23 protein-coding genes and 1 pseudogene are annotated in these 23,449 nt (G+C 37.5%); 13 read left to right on the top strand and 11 right to left on the bottom strand.

The window, feature by feature from the left end:
- Positions 1-18 precede the first annotated feature (18 nt).
- Positions 19-320 (bottom strand): annotated as a pseudogene (locus WQ54_RS28160) (PadR family transcriptional regulator); the annotation flags it as partial.
- Positions 321-470: 150 nt separating this feature from the next.
- Here WQ54_RS28160 and WQ54_RS28155 point away from each other — a divergent pair.
- The 3 genes from WQ54_RS28155 to WQ54_RS28145 all read left to right on the top strand — a co-directional run bounded on the left by WQ54_RS28155 (position 471) and on the right by WQ54_RS28145 (position 5,091).
- On the top strand, positions 471-1,328 hold the full coding sequence (locus WQ54_RS28155; protein WP_052738020.1) for a hypothetical protein: 858 nt from the start codon (positions 471-473) through the stop codon (positions 1,326-1,328).
- A 231-nt stretch (positions 1,329-1,559) separates the two neighbouring features.
- The gene (locus WQ54_RS28150) at positions 1,560-3,290 is read left to right on the top strand and encodes an ABC transporter ATP-binding protein (RefSeq protein ID WP_046589626.1); all 1,731 of its coding nucleotides are present in this window, start codon (positions 1,560-1,562) and stop codon (positions 3,288-3,290) included.
- A complete protein-coding gene (locus WQ54_RS28145) occupies positions 3,271-5,091 on the top strand; it encodes an ABC transporter ATP-binding protein (protein ID WP_046589624.1) in 1,821 nt (606 codons plus the stop codon). The genes WQ54_RS28150 and WQ54_RS28145 overlap by 20 nt, the downstream gene beginning before the upstream one ends.
- Positions 5,092-5,202: 111 nt before the next feature.
- On the opposite strand, the gene WQ54_RS28140 is transcribed toward WQ54_RS28145, so the two are convergent.
- Positions 5,203-5,598: a hypothetical protein gene (locus WQ54_RS28140; RefSeq protein WP_046589622.1), complete on the bottom strand. Its 396-nt coding sequence runs from the start codon at positions 5,596-5,598 to the stop codon at positions 5,203-5,205.
- A 475-nt stretch (positions 5,599-6,073) separates the two neighbouring features.
- On the opposite strand from WQ54_RS28140, the gene WQ54_RS28135 reads away from it, so the two are divergent.
- Both WQ54_RS28135 and WQ54_RS34445 read left to right on the top strand, forming a co-directional pair.
- Positions 6,074-7,534, top strand: coding sequence for a sodium:alanine symporter family protein (locus WQ54_RS28135; protein ID WP_046589620.1), 1,461 nt, complete (start codon positions 6,074-6,076; stop codon positions 7,532-7,534).
- A gap of 109 nt (positions 7,535-7,643) precedes the next feature.
- Positions 7,644-7,799, top strand: coding sequence for a hypothetical protein (locus WQ54_RS34445; RefSeq protein ID WP_197089684.1), 156 nt, complete (start codon positions 7,644-7,646; stop codon positions 7,797-7,799).
- Positions 7,800-7,865: 66 nt separating this feature from the next.
- Here WQ54_RS34445 and WQ54_RS28130 read toward each other — a convergent pair whose 3' ends face one another.
- From WQ54_RS28130 to WQ54_RS28120, 3 genes are read right to left on the bottom strand one after another with little or no spacing between them, the layout of a single operon-like run.
- A complete protein-coding gene (locus WQ54_RS28130) occupies positions 7,866-9,848 on the bottom strand; it encodes an ABC transporter permease (RefSeq protein WP_046589618.1) in 1,983 nt (660 codons plus the stop codon).
- Positions 9,823-10,725, bottom strand: a complete 903-nt coding sequence (locus WQ54_RS28125; RefSeq protein WP_046589616.1) for an ABC transporter ATP-binding protein — start codon at positions 10,723-10,725, stop codon at positions 9,823-9,825. The genes WQ54_RS28130 and WQ54_RS28125 overlap by 26 nt, the downstream gene beginning before the upstream one ends.
- A complete protein-coding gene (locus tag WQ54_RS28120; RefSeq protein WP_046589614.1) occupies positions 10,703-11,107 on the bottom strand; it encodes a GntR family transcriptional regulator in 405 nt (134 codons plus the stop codon). The genes WQ54_RS28125 and WQ54_RS28120 overlap by 23 nt, the downstream gene beginning before the upstream one ends.
- A gap of 178 nt (positions 11,108-11,285) precedes the next feature.
- Between WQ54_RS28120 and WQ54_RS28115 the strand changes: the two genes are divergently transcribed.
- On the top strand, positions 11,286-11,738 hold the full coding sequence (locus tag WQ54_RS28115; protein WP_046589613.1) for a hypothetical protein: 453 nt from the start codon (positions 11,286-11,288) through the stop codon (positions 11,736-11,738).
- Positions 11,739-11,881: 143 nt separating this feature from the next.
- Here the strand turns inward: WQ54_RS28115 and WQ54_RS28110 are convergent, their stop codons facing one another.
- Complete coding sequence (locus WQ54_RS28110; RefSeq protein WP_046589612.1) at positions 11,882-12,085, bottom strand: hypothetical protein; 204 nt, start codon at positions 12,083-12,085, stop codon at positions 11,882-11,884.
- Between the two features lie 141 nt (positions 12,086-12,226).
- Between WQ54_RS28110 and WQ54_RS28105 the strand changes: the two genes are divergently transcribed.
- A complete protein-coding gene (locus WQ54_RS28105) occupies positions 12,227-14,119 on the top strand; it encodes an ABC-F family ATP-binding cassette domain-containing protein (RefSeq protein ID WP_046589611.1) in 1,893 nt (630 codons plus the stop codon).
- 198 nt (positions 14,120-14,317) lie between these two features.
- On the opposite strand, the gene WQ54_RS28100 is transcribed toward WQ54_RS28105, so the two are convergent.
- Positions 14,318-15,601, bottom strand: a complete 1,284-nt coding sequence (locus WQ54_RS28100) for an MFS transporter (protein WP_046589610.1) — start codon at positions 15,599-15,601, stop codon at positions 14,318-14,320.
- 158 nt (positions 15,602-15,759) lie between these two features.
- Here WQ54_RS28100 and WQ54_RS28095 point away from each other — a divergent pair, with 158 nt between their 5' ends.
- The 3 genes from WQ54_RS28095 (at position 15,760) to WQ54_RS28085 (ending at position 18,430) form a co-directional block, all read left to right on the top strand.
- Positions 15,760-16,134: a DUF1992 domain-containing protein gene (locus WQ54_RS28095; RefSeq protein WP_046589604.1), complete on the top strand. Its 375-nt coding sequence runs from the start codon at positions 15,760-15,762 to the stop codon at positions 16,132-16,134.
- Between the two features lie 579 nt (positions 16,135-16,713).
- Positions 16,714-17,415 (top strand): hypothetical protein, encoded by a 702-nt coding sequence (locus WQ54_RS28090; RefSeq protein ID WP_052738019.1) that lies wholly within the window; start codon positions 16,714-16,716, stop codon positions 17,413-17,415.
- Between the two features lie 79 nt (positions 17,416-17,494).
- Positions 17,495-18,430 (top strand): alpha/beta hydrolase, encoded by a 936-nt coding sequence (locus WQ54_RS28085; RefSeq protein WP_046589601.1) that lies wholly within the window; start codon positions 17,495-17,497, stop codon positions 18,428-18,430.
- Between the two features lie 250 nt (positions 18,431-18,680).
- Here the strand turns inward: WQ54_RS28085 and WQ54_RS34030 are convergent, their stop codons facing one another.
- Both WQ54_RS34030 and WQ54_RS28080 read right to left on the bottom strand, forming a co-directional pair.
- Positions 18,681-18,833: a hypothetical protein gene (locus tag WQ54_RS34030; RefSeq protein WP_156178210.1), complete on the bottom strand. Its 153-nt coding sequence runs from the start codon at positions 18,831-18,833 to the stop codon at positions 18,681-18,683.
- Between the two features lie 59 nt (positions 18,834-18,892).
- Positions 18,893-19,117 (bottom strand): DUF1128 domain-containing protein, encoded by a 225-nt coding sequence (locus tag WQ54_RS28080; RefSeq protein WP_046589599.1) that lies wholly within the window; start codon positions 19,115-19,117, stop codon positions 18,893-18,895.
- A gap of 461 nt (positions 19,118-19,578) precedes the next feature.
- Here WQ54_RS28080 and WQ54_RS28075 point away from each other — a divergent pair, with 461 nt between their 5' ends.
- The 3 genes from WQ54_RS28075 to WQ54_RS28065 are packed head-to-tail and all read left to right on the top strand — an operon-like array spanning position 19,579 to position 21,233.
- Positions 19,579-20,049, top strand: coding sequence for a low molecular weight protein-tyrosine-phosphatase (locus WQ54_RS28075; protein ID WP_046589597.1), 471 nt, complete (start codon positions 19,579-19,581; stop codon positions 20,047-20,049).
- A gap of 18 nt (positions 20,050-20,067) precedes the next feature.
- Positions 20,068-20,394: a YtxH domain-containing protein gene (locus WQ54_RS28070; protein WP_046589595.1), complete on the top strand. Its 327-nt coding sequence runs from the start codon at positions 20,068-20,070 to the stop codon at positions 20,392-20,394.
- Positions 20,395-20,411: 17 nt separating this feature from the next.
- Entirely contained in the window at positions 20,412-21,233 is an 822-nt protein-coding gene (locus tag WQ54_RS28065; protein ID WP_046589593.1) for a YihY/virulence factor BrkB family protein, read from the top strand.
- A 252-nt stretch (positions 21,234-21,485) separates the two neighbouring features.
- On the opposite strand, the gene WQ54_RS28060 is transcribed toward WQ54_RS28065, so the two are convergent.
- The gene (locus tag WQ54_RS28060) at positions 21,486-21,635 is read right to left on the bottom strand and encodes a BH0509 family protein (protein ID WP_197089683.1); all 150 of its coding nucleotides are present in this window, start codon (positions 21,633-21,635) and stop codon (positions 21,486-21,488) included.
- A 528-nt stretch (positions 21,636-22,163) separates the two neighbouring features.
- A complete protein-coding gene (locus WQ54_RS28055; RefSeq protein ID WP_046589592.1) occupies positions 22,164-23,357 on the bottom strand; it encodes an MFS transporter in 1,194 nt (397 codons plus the stop codon).
- Positions 23,358-23,449 lie beyond the last annotated feature (92 nt).

The following is a 23,449-nucleotide window of genomic DNA, read 5'->3' as shown; positions in this document are numbered from 1 at the left end:
AACACTTGCATGAAGAATTCACTTTATTTCCTTGAAGAGTTCAATTGCTTTTTTCCGCCATTCCTCCAAGTGTATCCCCTTTTGCTGTGGTGGTATAATATTTACGAATTTTCCAGGTAACATTTTTATCTTCTCTCACTAAAGGGCCATCTGACTCCATTGTGTGGAGGATGGATACAGAGTTCCTGAGCAGATATTATTGCCGTGTTCCTTAAACTCCTCGAGCATCCATTGTCCAAAGATCGGGTGTTTCGTTGCGTGATGAAGGATATGAATGTGATGAAACTAAGAAAAAGCTTTCGTCATACTTTATCCTCTACTCAATCGAAGTTCAATATTAATAATCAGTGTTAGTATAGCAGATAGTCTAGGAGATTCAACCAGGAAAACAAGACTTGCTACCTTTGATACTGGCGATCATAGGGTAACATCTGTATAGTAAACATAAAAAGAAAAGGAGCATAATGGAAATGTATATACATAAGGAATACAAAGAAGGAAAGCTGACTGTCATTGAACTGCGAAATGAAACCAATCATTCTTGGTTAAAGGTTGTCCCGGAACGAGGCGGAATTATTACAAGCCTAGGGATACAGGGGCAAGAATTGCTATTTATGAATGAGGAAACATTACAAAATAAAGAAAAAAATATTCGCGGCGGAATTCCAATTCTATTTCCGATTTCAGGCCAGTTAACAAATAGTGAGTATAAGTGGGAAGGAAAAACATATACAATGAAAAACCACGGATTTGCACGTGATCTGCCGTGGGCTGTTGTTGAGATAAAAAAAGAGACAGATGAGTCTTCGATAAGTTTGAAGCTTGAGAGCAATGAAGTGACATTAAGCTCATATCCATTTGATTTCGAATTAGTGTTTACTTATATTTTGCGTGAGAATGAACTCATCATTGAGCAGACTTATCAAAATAAATCGTCCAATAGCATGCCGATCTATGCCGGCTTCCATCCTTATTTTAAAACAAAGTCAAAACAGCTGAAACTTGAAACGGATGCAACGGAATACCTTGATTATAATGATATGAAAACCAAGGACTTAGAAGAAGCTGTAACCATTGATCAAAAGGAATCATATGTATTTAAAACAGGTAAAGATTCTATTCGTTTTTATCTGGACGAAAGTGGAAAATGTGTAACAATGAACTATGGAAAGGAATTTCCGTATATTGTTCTATGGTCTGAAGAAGGTCAGGACTTCGTCTGTGTGGAACCATGGATGGCGAAAACAGACGAATTGAACAGAACGGACGAATTAACAATGATCGAGTCTGGAAAAGCCCTTTATACAAAAGTAAGCATCGCAATGTAAGTACCTTGCTGCACCATCTCTTTTTGATGGCTGCAGCTTTTTTGTGTAATAAAAAATCTGCATTATTCAGGCATTCTGCTCGGCATATGAAGCAATTATTGGTAAACTAATTAAAGAACAGTAATCATTTAAATCGTTAAAATGTAAACCCTTTCTTAAGCGGTTATTTAACTTAATTAATTATTTACTAATATATGCTTTGGTAGTAATCACTTGCTTGGAGGATGTCAAATGTTGAAGTTTAGCTCATTTCTAAAGCCTTATCGATTTTCTGTAGCAATTGCGCTAACATTGATGCTCATTGAATTAGCAGTTGAACTCCTTCATCCACTTTTAATGGCGAAAATAATTGATGAAGGGATCCTTAAGGAGGATCTTTCTTTAGTTATGGTGTGGGGCGGGGTAATGGCAGGTATTTCACTTATTGCTTTTGTTTCAGGGATGATCAACTCGTTTTATGCTGCACATGTTAGTCAAAGTTTTGGTTTTGACGTTCGAAAACGGCTTTTTGTTAAGGTTCAGGAATTTTCCTTTGAAAATTTAAGTCGCTTTCCTGCGGCATCGCTGGTTACGAGAATGACAAATGACATTACTCAGCTGCAAAATACGTTGTTTATGGGACTTAGAATTATGTTAAGAGCTCCTCTTCTAGTCATCGGGTCTGTCGTTATGTCATTCTTCGTTAATCCTTTTCTAGCCATTATTTTTGCTGTTGTTATTCCTGTCCTTATTGTGATGCTTATTTGGATTATGAAAAAAGGCAGCCGTTTATTTAAAAAAGTTCAGTCAAAGCTGGATCATGTAAATGATGTGTTGAGAGAAAATTTAATTGGTATGAGATTAATAAAAGCGTATGTAAGGAGAAACCATGAAATCAATCGCTTTTCACATGTTACAGACTCTCTTCGCGATTCAACGATTACAGCTTTGCGGATGATTGAAACCTCAATGCCTATTTTATTGTTCATTATGAATATGGCCATCCTCTTTATCTTATGGAATGGCAGATCACAGGTCATAAGCGGAAACGTGCAGGTAGGGGAAGTGGTTGCTATGGTCAACTACGGCTTTCGTATCACTTCGGCGCTATCCATGTTTTCATTTATTGTCATGTTTTTATCACGCTCACAGGCATCTGCTTTTCGTATTTCAGAGGTTTTAGAAACTGACATTAAGCCTGAACCGGATGAAGAAACCGTTACGTTTAAGCAAGGGAGAGTAACCTTTGATCATGTTTCCTTTACCTATCCTGGGACTGATCAGGTTGTTCTAAAGGATATCTCTTTTACAGCCTTTCCGGGAGAAACAATAGCAATAATGGGAGGAACAGGTTCAGGGAAATCTTCGCTGTTTCAGCTTTTGCCAAGGCTTTATGAAGTAGATTCAGGTGCCATTTACATTGATCATATTCCAATAAATACAATAAGCATGAAAAATCTCCGTGATCAGATTGGTTTAGTTCCGCAGGAAGCAGTCCTTTTTACCGGTTCAGTTAAGGATAATATTGAGTGGGGGAAGGAGAATGCATCTAAAGAGGAGATCATACAAGCTGCGAAAGCTGCACAAATTCATGAAATGATTGAAAGATTACCTGAACAATATAAGACAAGGATCGGTCAAAAGGGTGTCAATCTTTCAGGTGGACAAAAGCAGAGATTAACGGTTGCGAGGGCTTTAGTTCGCAAGCCAAAACTGCTTTTATTAGATGATAGTACAAGCGCATTGGATGTAAAAACGGAAAGAAAGCTTTTGGCAGCTTTGCGTAACTATAGTTGCACAACTTTTTTAATAACCCAGAAAGTTAGTTCGGCCAAAGAAGCCGATCGAATTTTGCTTTTAGAGGATGGGGTGTTGATCGCAGAGGGCACCCATGATGAGTTACGAAAAAACTCTTCTCTTTATCAAAAAATCTATCACTCTCAAATGATGGAGGAACTTTCGAATGTTAAAGCAACTAACTAGTCCATTTAAATATGAAAGAATCGTAGTTAAAGAACGTGATGTTATGTCAACGAACAAGCCAAGGACGGGCATTAAAAACGGCATAAAAACGATAAAGAGGTTATGGGCGTATTTAGCGAAAATACGAGCACAATTTATCTTAGTGTTATTAATGGTAATTGCAAGCTCAGGTCTAGGGCTTTTGGGACCATACTTAATTGGAACGACAATCGATGAGTATATTGTTACTCCAGATAATCAGGGGTTGCTCCTTTTATTAATTGGTCTGGTTGTTGTTTTTTTCTTCCATTCACTAACCTTGTTTTTACAAAATTTTTGGATGATCGGTATATCACAATTTACAGTTAATCAAATGAGAACAGACCTTTTTCATCACCTGCATAAACTGCCAATCTCTTTTTTTGATAAAAGGCAGTACGGTGAGTTGATGAGCCGGGTAACAAATGATATTGAAAATGTGAGCTCAACGTTAAACAGTTCGGTTATTCAAATTTTCTCAAGTGTCCTAACTCTGGTTGGTACAGTGGCTGTCATGATTATGCTGAGTCCGCTTCTTACAGTGATCACGATGTTAATTATACCGTTGATGGTATTAGGGATGAAGTGGATTACAAGGCGTACAGGCAAGCTCTTCAAGAAGCAGCAGCAAAATCTGGGAGAACTGAATGGGTTTATTGAAGAGGTCATTTCAGGACAGAAAATGATCAAAGCCTATTCCCAAGAGGAGAAAGTGATCGCCGGCTTTGTTGAAAAAAGCAATAACTTAAAGTTATCAGGATTTTGGGCACAAACCATTTCGGGCTTTATTCCTAAGGTCATGAATATGTTAAATAATCTAAGCTTTGCCATTATTGCAGGAATTGGGGGAATCTTGGCGTTAAATGGCATGGTAACAATCGGTGTGATTGTCATCTTTGCTGAATATGCCAGACAATTTACCAGGCCGCTAAATGATTTAGCTAACCAGTTTAATACCCTATTATCAGCCATTGCCGGTGCAGAAAGAGTGTTCGATATTCTTGACGAAACAGAAGAAAAAGATGCGGGAACAAACTTGGTTCAGCTTCCTTCTATAAAAGGCGAGGTAGTCTTTTCAAATGTATCTTTTTCATATGAGGAAAAGGAGGAGCAACAAACTTTGGAGCAGGTAAGCTTCCGTGCCTATCCAGGTGAAACGATCGCTTTAGTCGGACCAACGGGTGCAGGAAAAACAACTGTGATTAATCTGATCTCCCGCTTCTATGATGTAAATGATGGGCTGATCACGATTGATGGTATTGATATAAATCAGATTAGCCGTGATCAGCTGCGCGAGCAAATGGCTTTTGTCTTACAAGATACTTTCCTTTTTCAAGGAACGATTATAGAAAATATTCGCTATGGGAGATTAGATGCCACAGATGAGGAAGTAATAGAAGCTGCAAGGTCAGCAAATGCTGATTCGTTTATTCGTAAACTCCCAGATCTATATCAAACCATGATTTCACATGATGGCAGCGGGATAAGCCACGGTCAAAAGCAGCTTCTCGCGATCGCGAGAGCTATGCTTGCTAATCCGAAAATCCTTATTTTAGATGAAGCGACAAGCAGCATCGATACAGTTACAGAATTACGGATACAAGAAGCATTAATGCGGTTAATGAAGGGCAGAACAACCTTTGTTATTGCCCATCGTCTTAATACGATTCAAAAGGCAGATAAAATCCTTGTATTAAAAGATGGGGGAATAATAGAAAGCGGGACACAAGATGAATTATTGGAGCAAAAGGGGTATTATTATGAACTTCATCATCGGTTATGAGTGATATTTGTCATAAAGGGAGGGGTTCCTCTTTCGGGGGCAAAAAAAAATGATCTATTAAATGGCGTGTGAATGGACACACGCTGTTTTTATTTTCAGTTTTTTGAAAACTTATTTTTCGATTGCCAATCTGAATACCAATAGTGCGAGCAAACTAGTTATTGGAGTCATTACCATTGTTTCTAAGCCAGAACTTGAAACGATATTGCCAATAGTATTGAGCACCATAAGTCCAAACAATACCCATGTAAAGACATTCACGGTTCTTTTGAACTTTCCTTTGAAAACATATCCTGCTTTTACAGCAATAATTGAAATAAATAGTGTTAGCACAATAATCGATATACTTTCAAAGACAATTACATCTGACTCACTCTTTAATTGACCTCCCCACACAAAATGATATGGCATAATTTTTAAAAGGATCAGGACATGCATCAAAAGCGCTAATGAATTAATTGAGATTATTAACTTACTTGCCAGGCTAATACTAATTAATTTTTTCAATCAACTCTCCTCATTTCATTCAGATCGATAAAAACCATTCATAGAGCCAAATAAATTATCGATGTCTTGGTTTTGGTATTATTGGTTTCTTTTAAACTCTAAATGCAATATATTCAACCGTTAAGTATTTATGATGATTGGAGTAAAAGGTTGAAAACTAAAGATTTTAGATCCCTTGAAAAGCGAATATGGATTAGAAATCAACAGCCAGCCTAACTGATCCTTTAATATAGTAATCCTTTAAACGATTATATTAATATAAAAGGAAAGAAATAAAAAAAATATATTAACATAATTTCATATGAGTTTGTATATGCATTATTTCGGAAGGTATGTTACCTAATTTCTCAATTATTTTTTTTATAATAAAATGAAATGTGAGATTTCCTAACATCACTATTGTGTTATAGAAACATATTGATTATAATTTTAAAAGATAGAAAATTCTAATATTTATGACAAGGGGGTAAAGAGTATGGAGCAATTTGTTACTAGCTTAAATGAAATCCTTTGGAGTACACCTGTAATCTACATATTAATTATCGTGGGATTAACTTTTTCTTTTTTAACACGCTTTTTGCAAGTAAGGCATGTTAAAGAAATGATAAGGCTCATGTTTCAGGGTAAAAGCTCAGAAGCTGGAGTATCCTCTTTCCAAGCACTTTCAATGGCGTTATCTGGACGTGTTGGAACAGGTAATATAGCAGGCGTTGCTACTGCCATAGCTTTTGGGGGGCCAGGTGCAGTATTTTGGATGTGGACAATTGCTTTTCTAGGTGCGTCTACTTCTTATATTGAGTCCACATTGGGGCAAATTTATAAAGTGAAACAGGATGGGCAATATCGGGGGGGGCCTGCCTATTTTATTGAAAAAGGGCTAGGAATCAAATGGTTTGCGGTTCTTTTTGCCTTTGCTGCGATTATCGCAATGGCAATATTAATGCCTGGTGTTCAATCAAATTCAATTGCATTAAGTGTGGAGAATGCGTTTGGTATCTCTCCTGCTATAACAGGTTTGGTTATCGTGCTTTTATTAGCTTTCATTATTTTTGGCGGTGTTAAGCGGATTGCAAATGCTGCTCAAATTATTGTACCATTTATGGCGTTAGGTTACATTTTATTATCTATTGCTATTGTACTTATAAATATTTCAGAATTACCTGCAGTTTTATCACTTATTTTTAGAAGTGCATTTGCTTTAGATTCTGCCTTTGGCGGGATCATAGGGATGGCGATTTCATGGGGAGTAAAGCGCGGATTATACTCTAATGAAGCAGGTCAAGGTACTGGACCTCATTCAGCTGCGGCAGCTGAGGTTTCTCATCCGGCAAAACAAGGATTAGTACAGGCCGCCTCAATCTATATTGATACATTGCTTGTATGTTCAGCAACTGCATTTATGATCCTAATTACGGGAATGTATAATACACAAGCAGAAGATGGATCATTTATTGTTAATAATTTAGGGAAAGAAGTAGAGGGACCAGGCTTTACACAAGCAGCAATCGATTCCGTATTTCCTGGATTTGGAGCCGGATTTGTTGCAGTAGCGCTATTCTTCTTTGCTTTTACCACGATTATGGCCTATTACTATATCGCCGAAACAAATATTGCCTACCTTGCTCGTGGCAAAAATATGAAAGTAGCTGCGTTTATCCTAAAATTGATCATTATCGCAGCATCGTTCTATGGTTCTGTAAAAACTGCTACATTGGCTTGGGCATTAGGAGATGCTGGATTAGGGCTAATGGTTTGGCTTAATGTTATTGCGATTGTATTGTTGGCAAAACCGGCCTTGGTGGCATTAAAGGATTATGAACAGCAAAGAAAGCAAGGATTAGATCCTGTATTTAACCCTAAAGCATTGGGGATCAAAAATGCAGATTTTTGGGAAAAGGAATATAAAAAGCAAACAGACCAGGATCAAGCTTCTTAATCAAAAAGGGTTGACTTTAAAAGTCAGCCCTTTTTGATTTCTCTAAAAGTTTGAAAGAATTTCCCTTCAAACGTACATATTAAAAAAGATATAAAAAGGAGGTTACATCATGTCCAAACAAGGAAAACAAAATACAGACCAGACCAGTAAACAATTAGCAAAACAAAGTGCAAGAAATGATATTGAGCTAGGCAATGATATGCAAATAGGAAACAGCAATCATCAAAGTCAGAAGAAGAGCGGAAAACAAGTGAATAAAAAGTAAGTAAAAGGCTGACCTTTATGAAAGGTCAGCCTTTTCAAATACAATTATAGGAAAAAACATCTAAACTTACTTCAATTTATTTTTTACCTCTTCTGGAACAACGTTTTCAGGAATAGCTCCATACCATTCATTTCCGTCTTTTAAGGTAAATTTAATAAAATATGTTTGGTTTTCAGGCTGATCAGTGAATTTTTCAAGTAGTGAAGAAATCATATTTTGATCTTTAACCGAGATTGCTTGTTCACCTAATCTAAAAAGTTCATCTGCACTGTAGTATTCCTGTGCTTCAATATTGTTTATTTTCGTGATTTCGGCATTTGCGATTTCATTACTAGTTATTCGAGCATCATCTAAATAGCCATGTAGATCAAGCCAGGCTGAGATGGCATCATATGATTTTTTCCAGCTAATTGAATATCCTTCAAATTGGTGTCTGTCTTTAACCGATTTGGTTGAAAGCTCAAAATATCCCCATGGACTTATCGGGCTTGTTAGTTCCTCAAAGGTTTGCGAGAGGATTTCCTTTTTGAGTATGCTTGTAAGTTCAGTGATTTCCTCTCGATTTGTAATCGTGACGAATGATCCAGCAGGTCCATTTGGGATAACGCGAATGGCTGTAATATCCTCACGTAATTGTGTATACTCTCGGAGGTTTAATTTGTAATCCTCGGCTTCCATTACAGGCTTTACTTGATCCGTCACAAGATTTGCTGGTAGTTTGTATTCTCGTGTAAATAGCTTTCCATTATTTAATCTATAGCTAATCATCATCTCCTGGCTATCCATTTGATTTGTTAGGTCATTTTCAAGAAATTCCTGCTGACTGATAATGTACTCATGCAAATTTCGAACATCCTGTATATATGGCTTAGAATTTGAGTAAACATCTGAATTTTTTGACATCTGTTCTTGCACTTCGTATTTATTGCCGAAATATACTCCATTAATTTGTTCCATTTGCGGCAGCTTCTTTTCATAGTTAATAATATCCGTTTCAATACCAACGAATAGCACAATAAAAATGATGCTGTAGCAAATAAATCCAGTGAACAATCGGAAATGGAAAATTCTCCATGATTTTTGAAGAATCATTTCAGCGATTACATAACCTAGCAATGCTCCAATGCAATAACCAAATAAGATCCAATTCCAATGAAGTGATCCTGCAGCAGAGAAATAAGAACCGCCAAAGACCATGCTGCAAAATGTTACCCCATATTTAAACACAGGCTTGAGAATCGGAAAGGCGATCACTTCTGTTGCTTTTTCCAAATGCCTTGCTTTGTAAAGACCCATGCCAATTAAGAAGAAGCCAATCGTTAAAATGGTGTAAATGACTACCTCAATGATAGAAAATGGCTTCGGAGTAGTCCATAATTCAAAAAATCGCATAAATGGAGACAAATAAGTTAATTTTTGCTCAGTATAATAAGAAGAATAGCCAAACAGAAAAAAAGAAAGATTATAGCTTACTAGAGTCACCAGTCCAAACGGCAAAAACAGAAAAATATAGGTCAATACAGCTTGGGCACTTGACATACCTGTGATCATTCCAACGGCTGCGGTAAAGATAAACACCATGCTGGTAATTAAGATCATAAGTCCTGTCCAGAACAGAAGCTTTTGAAATGTTAAAATCGAATGGAATTCTACAATAGAATTCGTTACAAAAAATAGGACAATTGATGTAAGGACAATTGGGACTAACAGTAACAGTAATCCGCTTAGAATATGACTGACATATATTGTCTCTCTTCGAATTGGCAGGCTGTGAACCATATCAACAGATGCCTCATTTTGAAGGTATCGGAAGAGAATTAAACCTGCCGCAACAGGGATAGAATGCAAGATTAGCACCTGCAGCTCTGTATTAATAAAAAAATAATTTTTATAGTCTTCGAAAAGGACATTTTCTCTGGACGCTAATTGCATAAGCTCAAGAGGGACGGTGAATAATAATAATAGAAAATAGATCAAGCTGATCCAGCCATGCTGACGCATATCCTGTTTTATGATGCCAATCTTAAAGAAGGATTTTTTCGATCTCATAGCCCACATCCTCCATTTCATAAATAAATATCTCTTCTAATGTTAAAGGCAGTAAATCATATAAAATGATCTCTGTTGAATGAATCACTTTATTAATCTCTTCTTCCTTTCCTTTAACAATTAGAAGCAGTACGCTGCCTCTTTTTTCTTGATGAAGGATGTTCAGCTTAGTCAAAAGATGGTCTTCATGTGTAGGATCAGAAAGTGCCAGCTGGACTTTATGAGTGTCCGATTTCAGATCATCGATTTCCTTTTCAATAATGATTTGGCCTTTATGCATAATTCCAACGTGATCGCAAAGGTCCTCAATTTCACGAAGATTATGGGAGGAAATCAAAACAGTCATCTCACGTTCAGCAACATCCTGAAAGAGCAGATTTTTAATTTTTTGCCTCATGACAGGATCAAGTCCGTCGATCGGTTCATCTAAAATTAATACATCCGGCATTGCTGACAAGGCAAGCCAAAAAGCAACCTGACGTTTCATTCCTTTAGACAAGCGGTGGACTTTTCTTTCCAATTCGATATTAAATGCCGGTTTTAGCTGTTCAAACCGTTGCTGGTTCCAACTCGGATAATATTCTTTATATTGTGCAGCCATTTGGGCAACCGTTATTTGCGGAAAAAAATATAAGAGATCCGGAATAAAGACAACACGTTCCTTAATCGCTGTGTTTTCGTAGGCTGAAACACCATCAATTTTGATGGTTCCACTATCCTGACGGTTAATTCCAGCGATCATTTTTAAAAGTGACGTTTTCCCAGCACCATTTGAGCCGAGCAGTCCATAGATAGAACCTTTATTAACTGTTAACGTAAGGTCCTTTACAGCATCATTTTTATTGTATTTTTTACTAACGGAATGAACCTCGATCATCACTGTTTACCCCCTTTGTTTGTTGATTGGCTTCGTGAAAAAGTACATATAAATCTTCCTTTGTTAATCCAAGGTAGATGGCTTCAGCGATTAACCTTTTAATATCTGTTTTTAATTCTTCCAGCTTTTCTACATTGGGCATTTGTTCAATTGCTGCAACAAAATTGCCTTTTCCTTTAATTGAATAAAGATAGCCTTGATTTTCAAGTTCGCGATATGCCCGTTGAATCGTATTTGGATTAACGGTTAATTGACTTGATAACATCCTAACAGACGGAAGCTGTTCATCAGGCTTTAATATTCGATTAATAATGAGTTCCTTAATCTTATCTACTAATTGTTCGTAAATGGGCTTCCTGCTTCTTACATCTAATTGAAACATGAGTAACCCCCTTCGTATTAACTGTATTAATATAATTAATACAGTTTGATTTTACAGGTTAAAAAAGGAAAAATCAATATCGTAAAAAGATAAATAACGATATAATATTGGGCATAAATATGAGATGATGGAAGAAGAGAGATAGAGATATTTAAGTTGAAAGGAAGGTAGGAATACATTGCAGCAAAGAGTTATTGATTCGGTCATCAATCAGCTTTTGCTACGATCTGGTTCTTCAGCAGATGTGATAGTTGAATCAGCGTTTCCTGATGGCCGCCTTGTAGGGGGGAAGTATCATCTAGGTACTCATACAATTACGTTATATCTTAATGAAATAAAAAAGCAGTGTGAGCAGCTGTTTGCAACAGATCAATATTTTTTAGATTATCTTACGATTGTTACAGCCCATGAATTAGGTCATGCGGAGGATCAGGAGCTGGAGGAATTATGTGATCAGCTTGATGAATGTCCGACCCAAGTTGAAAGAGATAAAATTTCTCTTAGAATTGAAGAAAATGCTTGGCGGTATGCCAGATCTATTTTAAGTGGTATTGAAACTAATATAGTAGAAACAGTGATATTTCACTCCTTAAAGCCATATTATGAGGAAATCGATCAGGAGATTGCCTAAAGAGGTTTTTTAATAAGGGAAAAAGACTGTCTCAAAAAGAATCTGACCCCGCCCGTATATATCAGATATAGGAAATTTAGGCTGCTTTAGATCTGATATAATGCGTTAGAGGGGTCTGGCCCATGGTCATAAGACAGTTGCATTTACTTGTAATTTTCTTCACTAGCTGAGTCTTGTTTCGTTTTATGTTTTTGTTTTTCCTCGCGTCTTTCCTTTTTTAGGTCTTCCATTGGAATCGGGTCTACCGTTTGTTCACTTTTATAGCGTTCAAATAAAGTTTTATTCTCCGTTTTATATTGCTCAGGATGGTCCGTTTCTTTTCTCTGTGGTTTATCTGTTTCTTTCATACCTATCACCCGCCTTTACTTTTATAGTTGGTAATACCACATTTTAAGAGAGGAAAAACATCCTTTAGGCATTTTCTTTAGCATAGAATACATGTTTTGCTATACAATAGAACCATACTTTTTAGAAGGATAGGATAAACAATGAGTATTTTACAAGTTGAAAATTTATATAAAACATACGGCGAAAAGGTTTTATTTGATCATATTTCCTTTTCGATCGCTCCAAGACAGAGAATTGGTCTAATTGGTGTAAATGGAACAGGGAAATCTACTTTATTAAAAGTGATCGCTGGAATAGAATCAGCAGATTCTGGTGAACTGACACATTCCAATTCAATCCGGATTGAATATTTACCACAGGATCCTGAACTGACGGAAGGATTGACGGTATTAGAACAAATCTATTACGGGGATGCCCCGATCATGCAGGTCATGAGAGAGTATGAGCTTGCGTTAAGTGATCTTGAGAAGGATCCAGAAAATGATGCCAAGCTGAAGCTATTAATGGCTATGCAGCAAAAAATGGACCAGCATGATGCCTGGGAAGCAAATACGGTTGCGAAAACCGTCTTAACGAAGCTTGGAATCACAGATTTTACGAAGCAAACCACTTATCTTTCCGGTGGTCAAAAGAAACGTGTTGCGATTGCCAAAGCTCTTATTCAACCTGCAGATTTATTAATTTTGGATGAGCCTACAAACCACCTTGATAATGAAACGATTGAATGGCTGGAAGGATTTTTAGCTCAGTATAAAGGTTCAATCTTGCTAATCACCCATGATCGCTACTTTTTAAATCGAGTAACCAATCAAATTTTTGAACTTGATCAAGGAAAGCTATACACATATTCAGGAAATTATGAAGTGTTTCTTGAAAAGAAAGCGGAAAGAGAAATCAATGCTGAGCAGGCTGAAGAAAAGAGACAGAATTTATTAAGACGTGAACTCGCATGGTTGCGCCGCGGCGCTAAAGCAAGGTCAACCAAGCAAAAGGCGCGGATTGGAAGAGTGGAGGAGCTGCAAGAGCAAAAGGGACCGGCTGCAAGCAAGGATCTTGACTTTGCGATTGGATCGGTACGCTTAGGGAAAAAGGTATTAGAGCTGGAGCATATTTCGAAAGTGTATGATGACAAAAAACTGATCGATGATTTTGGCTATTTAGTGACACCAGGAGAAAGACTGGGAATTATTGGACCAAATGGCAGCGGGAAATCAACGCTCCTCAATATCATGGCAGGTCGAATACCAGCTGATAAAGGATCCATTGATGTAGGAACAACTGTGAAAATTGGCTTTTATACACAGGAGCATGAAGAAATGGACGGCAATCTTCGTGTAGTTGAGTACATTAAAGAAACAGCAGAGATTGTTCATACAATTGATGGACAGGTCATTACAGCTGAACAGATGCTTGAGCGCTTTTTATTCTCGCGTGCAGCACAGTGGACGTATATTCGTAAATTGTCTGGCGGAGAAAAACGCCGCCTTTATTTATTAAAGACTTTAATGGAAGAGCCAAATGTACTTTTCCTTGATGAGCCTACAAATGACCTTGATACACAAACACTCAGTGTATTAGAGGATTACCTAGATCAATTTCCGGGGGTTGTTTTGACGGTATCACATGATCGTTATTTCCTTGATCGTGTTATTGATCACTTGCTTGTTTTTGAAAAAAATGGACAAATAAGCCGTTTCCAAGGCAGTTATTCCGACTATTTAGAGGTAAGTAAACTGCAAGACATACAACAGGAACATGATGCGACTACTGAAAAAGTGGCTTATAAAAAAGAGAAGAAAAAACGTCTTTCTTACAAAGAACAGCAGGAATGGGAGCAAATCGAAGATAAAATTGCCGGTTTAGAAGAAAGAAAGGAGCAGCTTGAGCAGGAAATTGCTGCTGCTGGAAGTGATCTAGGCAAAGTACAGGAATTGTATAAGGAACAAGAACAAACCGAAGCAAAATTAGAAGAAGCAATGGAACGCTGGGAAGAATTATCCTTGCTTGTTGAAGAGATTGAACAGGGGGATTAAGAAGGAAGGCCAATTTTTAAGGCCTTCCTTCTTTTTATCCCACTCTTAACGGGAAGTCTCACTTTACCCCATCTTAACGGGCAGTAATTCTTAAATGAACTATTGCCTGGTCAGTTTAGAAAGCAGTGGTAAACTGCCCGTAAAGATCCGATAAGTTTCGCTAATCATCAGTAGGAAGACCGCCTACTGATGGAAGTCTCACTTTAATGCTAGATCAATGTGACCACTCGTTTTTCTAGCCAGTTTTTGAAACATCATATAATAAAGAACTGCACTAACACATGCCAAAACGCCAAGAACCGAAAATGTCATGGTGTAGCCAAACCAAAGTGACATTGGAATGGCAATCGGTGCGATTGTTCTGCCAATTGTGTACCTTAGGCTTGATGCGGCAAAATATTGTCCCCGCATATGTTCAGGTGCAATTTTTGACACAAATGTCTGCTGAATTCCTGCTGTCATAAGCTCTGCAAAAGTAAATAAGCCCATTGCGAGGATAAAGATCCATATTGACTCTGAAATTCCGAATGCAGCAATAGCCAATCCATACACAAGAGAAGAAACAATAAAAACATTTTGTTCCTGATACTTGCTCATCCATTTTGTGATAACAATTGTAAAGATAGCCACCAGCAGACCGTTTTCCGAAAGGACGACACCAAATGCTTGCTCACCATTCAAGGTTAAGGACCAATCTCCGAAGGATAAGACGTTCTGCTGCTGGACAACATCTGTAATATAGACGGGGATCATTACATCAAGCTGCATGAAAGTGAGAGCAACTAGAGCCCCTGCTATGATAAAGAGTGAAAATGTACTGTCCTTAAAAATGATTCGATAGTCTTTAAGCTGCTGTATGATGGTGTCATACCATTTTCCGGAGGTTGTTTTCCCAGCGACTTGAAAAACAGGTGCAGTTTCGCGAGTGAGTTTTGCAAGTAAGCCAGAAAGAAAGATACAAACAGTTCCAGCGACAAACAAGACCTCAAACGGGTGTTGAACATAGAAGATCGCTCCTAAAATCGGTCCTATCACAACAGCAATATTAATCGATGTATAAAAGATCGCGAATACACTGCTGCGATCTTTTTCCTCTACAACATCTGCGACCATTGCCTGTGAAGCAGGCCAATAAAAAGCTCCGCATATACCGGCTAAAGTGAAGCAAATAAAACCGAGAATGGGTAAATCAAACCAAGGTGAATTTGAAAAAGCAAAGAGCAGAAAGGCCACGCCTTGAGCAAAAGATGAGAACACCATCATTGTTTTACGACCAAAGCGATCAGCACAATAGCCCCCCATTAAATTGGCAAGAACAGAGAATAATTGCGAAAAAATAAGCAGCAGTCCAGCCTTCTCTTTCCCAAAAGCATCAGCGAAAAAAATGGTGAGAAAAGGGAAAAACATCCAGTAGGTGATGTTCATCAAGGCTTCCCCAAATAATCGAACTTTAAGGTTATAATCCCAATCCTTTAGTCTCATGTTAGTACCTCAATTTTTTGTTAGATTCGTTCTCATCATACTCTTTCGGGTCCCGAAATACAATAGATTCATTTTACCATAGAATGGGAGTTAAACCTGATTAGCTGAATGCTAAAATGATTTAAAAGAGCTATACTTAAAATAAGGAGGGTGATCATATGGACGTTTTTTCCATTATTGCTGAAGATAAAATCCGCAAAGCAATAGAAGAGGGAGAGTTTGATCATTTGCCAGGACAAGGAAAACCGCTGAAGCTGGAAGACTTATCACATATTCCTGAAGATCTTCGCGTCGCCTATAAGGTATTGAAAAATTCCAAGATGTTGAATGATGTTGACCGCTTAAAGGAAGAATTAATGAGAATTGAAGATTTGCTTGCTGCCTGTGACAATAGTGATTATAAACAGATTCTTTCTAACAAAAAACATGAAAAGCAACTGAAATTGGAAGCCATCTTAAACAAGAGGAAAGCCCTTGATTCACCTGCATCGGCTTTTTATAAAGAAAAGATATTAGATCGTTTTAAAAAGTAAAAGGACATCGTTTTTTTAAAAGGAATTCGCAATTGGAAAACGTGATATCCTTCCTCGTACTTTTAACGAAAAAGTGCGATAGGATTGAAAAACAAAATGAGTTATTTTATTGTCGTCTTTTTAAGAAAATGGGAATCAGCGCTTTGATTAAATATTGCCTTCTTGGTTAAGTCTATTATTTTATTTGGTGTAAAAATAAGTAAAGAAGTTAGCCAAGCAGCGAAAGAAGCAGAGGATGAATCGAAATATGTCCATCTGCTTTTCTTTTTTATTTGCTTTGTTAAAGTACATTGTTAATGAACGAATCCGAGTCCAAAGGAAAAGTACCTAGGAGGAGAACATGGATTAACTACTTGTGAAAATAAGGCTTAGTGACATTTCACTTAATAATAGATAAGGAAAATGGCATAGAAAGAAGCGCGCATCCCAATGATACGCCAATTTTCAGGATTCCTTCTGCAAAGGCAAGGGTAATTTAATTGTGATGAAGTAATGCTTTTCCACATACATCTTGTACAAAGGTAAACGTATTGGTATGAATGATTAATTCTATTTAAATAAACAAGGAGGAGGGCCACAATGAAAAATTCATTTTTTACATGTATGCTTTTTGCCGTGTTTATGACAATTTCTGCTTGTGGGTATGCAGCTGAACAAGATAATGAGCGGATCAATGAGGACAATAAACAAGTGGAGGAAAACAAAGGTCAAGATGAAGGTTCAGAAACAGAGCAAGCAGAAAGGGAAGAAGGCAACCAGGAGGATCAATCTGAAGCTGATCCACAGGAAACTATCTTGGAAAAGTCAGAGGAGGTGTTACAGGCGTTAAAGGAGAAAAATAGGGATAAACTTGCAAGTTATATCCATAAAGAGAAAGGTGTATTATTTTCACCGTATATTTTTGTAGAAGATAAAGCGATTACATTTGATAGCGAAAAAATGAAAGGGTTTTTCCAAGATACACAAACCTATACTTGGGGAATTCAGGATGGCAGCGGGGAACCGATAGAGTTAAAACCGAGTGATTATTATGAAAAATATATTTATAACGACCAGTTCGATCAAGCTGACGAAGTTGTGTTTGATCCGAAGGTACCAAGAGGTAATATGAAGAGAAATTTGGCTGAGGTATTCCCTGGCTCACATACTGTTGAATATTATATAAAGGGTACGGAAGAGAACGGGAATATGGATTGGAAGGCATTAAACTTAGTATTTGAACAGGATAAAGATGGGGAATGGGTGATTGTTGGGATCGTCCATGATCAATGGACGATCTAATAAGAAAAATTGAAAATGTTTCACACCCTTCAGGCTTTTTTAATAAGATATAAAAAAGCCTAGAAGGGAGGAGAAGTTAATGTGGCAATGGCTTTTTCTATCGCTTCTGATAGTAACGTTCGTCAGTTTGCTGACAGCCGGTTTGCTTTGCCGCCTGCTTCTTTTACCAAAACGGTTTCCTTATGAAACAACCTATAAGCTTGGCATCGAGAAGGGCGAGTTTGATGATCAACTCTTTCATTCCACAGTGAAAGAAGAATTGTTTATTGATTCATATCATGGATATAAACTCCATGGAATGTTCTTTCCTGTTACAAAAGGCAAAAAGGTGATTATCATTGCTCATGGGATTACTTGGTCATTGTTTGGCAGCTTTAAATATGTAAAGATGTTTCAAAAGAGAGGCTTCCATGTTCTATTATGCGACCATAGGTACCATGGGTTGAGCGGCGGTAATTATACATCTTATGGTTACTTTGAAAAGGATGACCTAAAAGCATGGATTGACTATTTAGCAAAACGAATGGGAGATAATGCTTTTATTGGTTTGCTCGGAGAGTCGCTTGGAGCGGCATCTGCATTAGAAATTAGCAAGCGTGATCGTCGTGTTCGTTTTTGCATTGCGGATTGTTCCTTCAGTGACTTTCAATCACTTTTAAGATTTAAGCTAAAAATGAATACAAAGCTTAAACTATACCCGCTCATCAATATTATTAGCTTTCTCATAAAGCTTCGTCATGGCTGGAGCTTCCCAGATATCTCTCCAATTAAAGGGCTGGAGAAAACGAAAACACCCATTCTTTTCATACATGGGAAGGAAGATTCGTTTATTCCATTACAAATGACATTAGATATGTTTAAAAGAAAAATAGGCAACAAAAAATTATACTTAGTGCCTCGAGCCGGTCATGCAGAAGCATATAATACAGACCCGAAAGGCTATGAAAACAAAGTAATTGAATTTATTAAGGATATTGAGGAAGTTTTTAATCGGGATCGTGCTAATCTTACTTAGATAGGTTGAGTGCGGATTCAGTGGCAAAAGAAAAGAGGCTGTTTCGCAGCCTCTTTTGTATGATAAGATTCTTATACTTTAGATAAGCTCTTCGACATCCAGCCCTGAAGCACAGGACGTGCAAGTGCAGTCATGGCGATTGTTGCCGCGCTTTTTGCCAGAAGGAGCCGATTTAGAATAGAAGGCAGCACCTCACTATTCTAAATCGGCTTATTTCTTGGCTGTTCCAGGAGCTTGCGCTTTTGTTACTTCATTTTTTATCATCACGATTTTCATTTGGTGAAGGGTCAATTCGGTAGGCGTCATCGGCGTTGACTGCATTTTTCAAGGTATAAAGAAAAAGGCCAATTGAAATGAGAAGCAATCCGACTAAACTTATAGTAGCTAACCACCAATCTAACATCACAACCTCCCCCTTTTTACATACATATGACAGGTTAGGGGAGGTCAGAATAGAGAATGTTAGCTTTTACGCAGATTTCCCAGCTCTTCAGCAATGGCTTGCATTTCGTTTGGGCTAAAGGAATTTCTTTTCATCACATGCTCGTAAATATCCTTAAGCTCTTCATACATTTCTTCGTCAAAATGTGAAGGCTTGATCGCACCCAGGTTAAGAACTCTTAGCTTTTCTTTAATTTGCTCAATCATGTATTCAACGTTTTCAACCGACTTTTCTGTAAGATTCACATTATTCACTCCTATCGTAATCCATTTCTCAATAATTATGTATATTGTAACATGAATGAAGGACATGCATGCAAAAACTTGTCAATTATCTTAAGGTTAAGCGGTTCCTCTCCGGTGCTATTATTTCTTCCTTTATACTTGTATCAAGTGGTCATTTCTGCTAACTACTCACCTTCAGATCACAGATCAACCGAGCCCATCGAAAAATCAACAGCAACCAGCTGTCCTGTGAGAGCCTTCGTAGGAATGAGCCGCATTGCCGCTGAGACAAGGATGAAATTCATCATGAATAGAATAATTAATCCAACTATTAAATAAGAATATTCTATAAAAGGAATGGACATGTCAACATTTTCAGATTGAATTAAGGAAAACTAAGCTGAAAAGGATTATGATTATAAGGAGCATCACATCACGGTTTTAATTATAAAATTATGGGTAAAGTTTGATAGGAGGATAAGATGGTAAAAATTTTATTTGTTTGCTTAGGAAACATCTGCCGTTCTCCAATGGCAGAAGCAATTATGAGGCATTTAATTCAAAATGAGGGCTTAGAAGGAAAAGTAACGGTTGATTCAGCAGGAACCGGCAGTTGGCATATTGGCAAGCCGCCCCATGAAGGAACGCGTTCGATTCTAGACAGGTATCGTATATCTTATGAAGGGCAAAAGGCCAGAAAGCTCATGGAAGAGGACTTAACAAGCTTCGATTATATTATTGGCATGGATAGTGAAAACATCGGAAATATTAGACGATTAGCGGGTTTTAAACAAACAGGCCAAATCGCGCGTCTTATGGACTATGTTGATGACCATCCGATTGCTGATGTTCCAGACCCTTACTACACGGATAATTTTGATGAAGTGTATGAAATGGTTCAAAAGGGCTGTGAAAATTTATTAAAAGAAATCAAAAAGATACACAACTTTTAAATTAGGGGGGACAAACAAATGGCAAACGGAAATAAACTGTTAACAGGGATGCTTTTAGGCGCTGTAATTGGTGCAGCTGTATCACTTTTGGACAAACGTACTCGCGGAGATGTCATTCAATCTGGCAAGAAGGTCTCTTCTAAAATTAAAGGATATATTGAACAGCCAACAATGCTTACTACAGATGTAAAGAAGAAAATAGATGAAGCAAAAGACATAGTTCAGGAAGTATCAGAGGATCTTTCTTTTGTGAATGAAAAGGTAAAAGAACTTAAAGAAACAACTCCGCAAGTTGTAAATATGATTCAAGAGACGAGGGATCGATTCATTTCAAAACGAGAATAGGCGTGAGGTGATGTAAATTGCAAAAAGAAAACTCATTTCTAAAAGAATTAATCCAAAGATTTACGAGTGATGAGGTACCAGGGCTTTCTGCACAGCTATCTTATTTTTTTCTTCTATCCATGTTTCCATTCCTTATTTTCTTAATTACATTAATCGGCTACTTACCGATTTCACAAGATGAAGTGTTAGGGACGATTAAGCATGTTGCGCCAGGTGAGTCATTGGAGGTTATTGAGCAAACACTAAACCAAATAATCAATCAAAGAAATGGCGGACTGCTGTCTTTCGGGATTCTTGCAACACTTTGGTCAGCCTCTAATGGAATCAATGCAATTGTTAGGGCTTTTAATAAAGCCTATGATGTAGAAGAAACAAGGTCATTTATTGTAGCGCGCGGTACGGCCATCTTACTTACAGTGGCAATGGTGTTTGTCATCGTTGTAGCCTTATTATTACCAGTGTTTGGTCGGGAAATCGGATTATTTATCTTTTCGAACTTTGGGTTTTCTCAAGAATTTTTAACAATATGGAATACCTTACGATGGCTGGTCAGCGGAATCATATTGTTTCTTGTCTTTTCCGTTCTTTATTATGCAGCACCAAATAAGCATTTACATATTAAAGATGGCTTGCCAGGTTCTTTAGCTGCAACAATTGGCTGGATTGCGGTATCTTTAGCCTTTTCGTATTATGTTGCGAATTTTGCAAACTATAGTGCCACTTATGGCAGCATTGGCGGTGTCATTGTGCTGATGATTTGGCTATATTTATCTGGAATGATCATTATATTAGGCGGAGAGCTCAACGCACTGTTATATAAAAGGAAGCATGAAGCCTAATTAAATTCCAGTTATTTATACTCATACCTCCTTCCCTAGTGAGGAATAGTAATGAGTGAAGACATCAAGTCTTTACTTCCAATGAAAAGTGGGGGAACTTACAATGACAAAACATACAAAAAAAGGCGGAAGCCATACAAAGCAAAATTCTAAACAAAAATCAAAGAATAAAACAAGCGGTAGCGCAAACGGACAAAACGGCTACCATTAATATAAAATGAGGCTGTCTCATCTTTGAGACAGCCTTGTTTTTTATTCCGAAAACTCCATTAACCTGTTATATACCGTACTATAAATATGCTCAATATCCTCATCAGTCATATAAAGAAGTGTCTCCTTGTCAATCTCCTTCATTGTTTTAATGAATTCAATCATATTCTTCCGCTCTTGCCTGTTCATCATCTCAACCATCTCCCCTTTATTGTTATGATACAGTTTATTATTTATAATTGTATTATATAACAGAATGTTCGAGATGTTAACCATTTTTTTGAATTATTTGAATAGTTTTTTGTAGTTATCTGGAATCCATGATATATCGCTGATGAGCTAATAAAAAGGCAAGATCGCCAAAAACAGCAGTGAGCCAATAGGAGAGAGCGCAGATAATGGAGCTGTTTCGCTGAAAAAAGAAGAGGCCGCTGAAAAAATGACCGAACTCGCTGATAAAATGAGCTAATCCGCTGAAAAGCTGGGCTGGAGCGTCGAAAAGACAGTCTCATGCGCTGAAAAATGGACGGCATCGCTGAAAAAGGTCATTCGCATAAAAAGAAAGTAAGCCAAAAAGACAGCTAAAAAGAGGCTGTCGGTTGAAAATTGCGCGAGTAATCCCGATATATATCGGCGGGGTCCAAAACATATCCCAATTACCTGGCAGAAACCAATACCTGCGCATATTAAAAAAGAGCTGACATTTGCCAGCTCAAATTCTTAGTGAAAAGAAGTTACTTTTTCCTCCTTGTATTCAGATTGCAGACTCTTAGGTCTATACGAGGTAATGGCAAACAAGATGAGAAGCAGCATACTGCTGATAATGAGAAAATAGCTAATGTTTTCGGTAAACTCGATAAACATTCCGCCTAAATATGGACCGACCAGGCTTCCTACACTAAAGGCAACTCCGCAAAGCAGATTACCTGCAGGGAGCAGATCTTTGGGCATTAGGTCTGTCATATAACTGATTCCTAATGAAAAGGTTGAGCCTACGGCCATCCCTGCAATAAAGAGGCAAACAGATAAGGCGCTAACAGACTCCTCTAAATAACTTGCTGCTGTAAAGCTGATGACTCCGACGAATAATATGGTTATTAGAACTGGTTTCCTGCCAAATTTATCGCTTAGCATACCTAGGGGCAGCTGAAAGACAATAGCACCGATCGCAAAGGAAAACAATAAAACAGATATGCTTGAGACTTCAAGACCGATTCGCAAGCCATATACGGGGAAGCTGCCGTTCAATGATGATTCCAAAAAACCATAACCAAGCGGAGGCAGAAAAGCGACCCAGCCAAATTTAAAAGCATGCCGAAACCGTTTTAATGATTCCTTCACTGTGTTTACTTCAATAGTTTGTTCAGGATAATCATTCTTTAAAAGAAAGAGAAAGAACCAGCCAATAAAGCAAAGCACAGAAGAGATAATAAAAGGCAATGCTTCATGAATGGCAATTAACGGGGTCATTAATGGACCAACAGAAAATCCCACACCAAAGAATAACCCGTATAGGGAGATGTTTTTGCCTCGTTTATTTTCTGGTGAGAATGTGGTAATCCATGTTTGTGTTCCAAAATGTAAGGAATGATCGCCAATCCCAATCAATAGCCGTAAAACAAACCAAAACCAAAATGACTCCCAAAGAGGAAATAATCCAAGTGACACAGCAACGATCGCACCGCCAAAAATAATGATTGGCTTAAAACCAAATTTTCTAAGCGGATATTCCATGAACGGTGAAATTAATAATATACCAATATATAATGCCGTTGCATTTAAACCATTTAATGCTGAAGAGACTCCGTTATTTTCAAAAATAACGGCAATTAAAGGAAGAAGCATACCCTGGCTAAATCCCGATATACCGACAATTGAAACGAGAATCCAAAATCGAACAGACTGCTTAGTCATATATAATACCTCTAATTCTAAATGTAGGTTACCTTTGAATATTATTATGAAATAAGGAATAATTCAAGAATCAAAATACCCTGCTATCTTTT

The sequence above is a fragment of the Bacillus sp. SA1-12 genome, assembly GCF_000981385.1.
In the GTDB taxonomy this organism is placed as follows: Bacteria; Bacillota; Bacilli; order Bacillales; family Bacillaceae; genus Metabacillus.
This window is presented reverse-complemented; position numbering and strand designations above follow the sequence as displayed.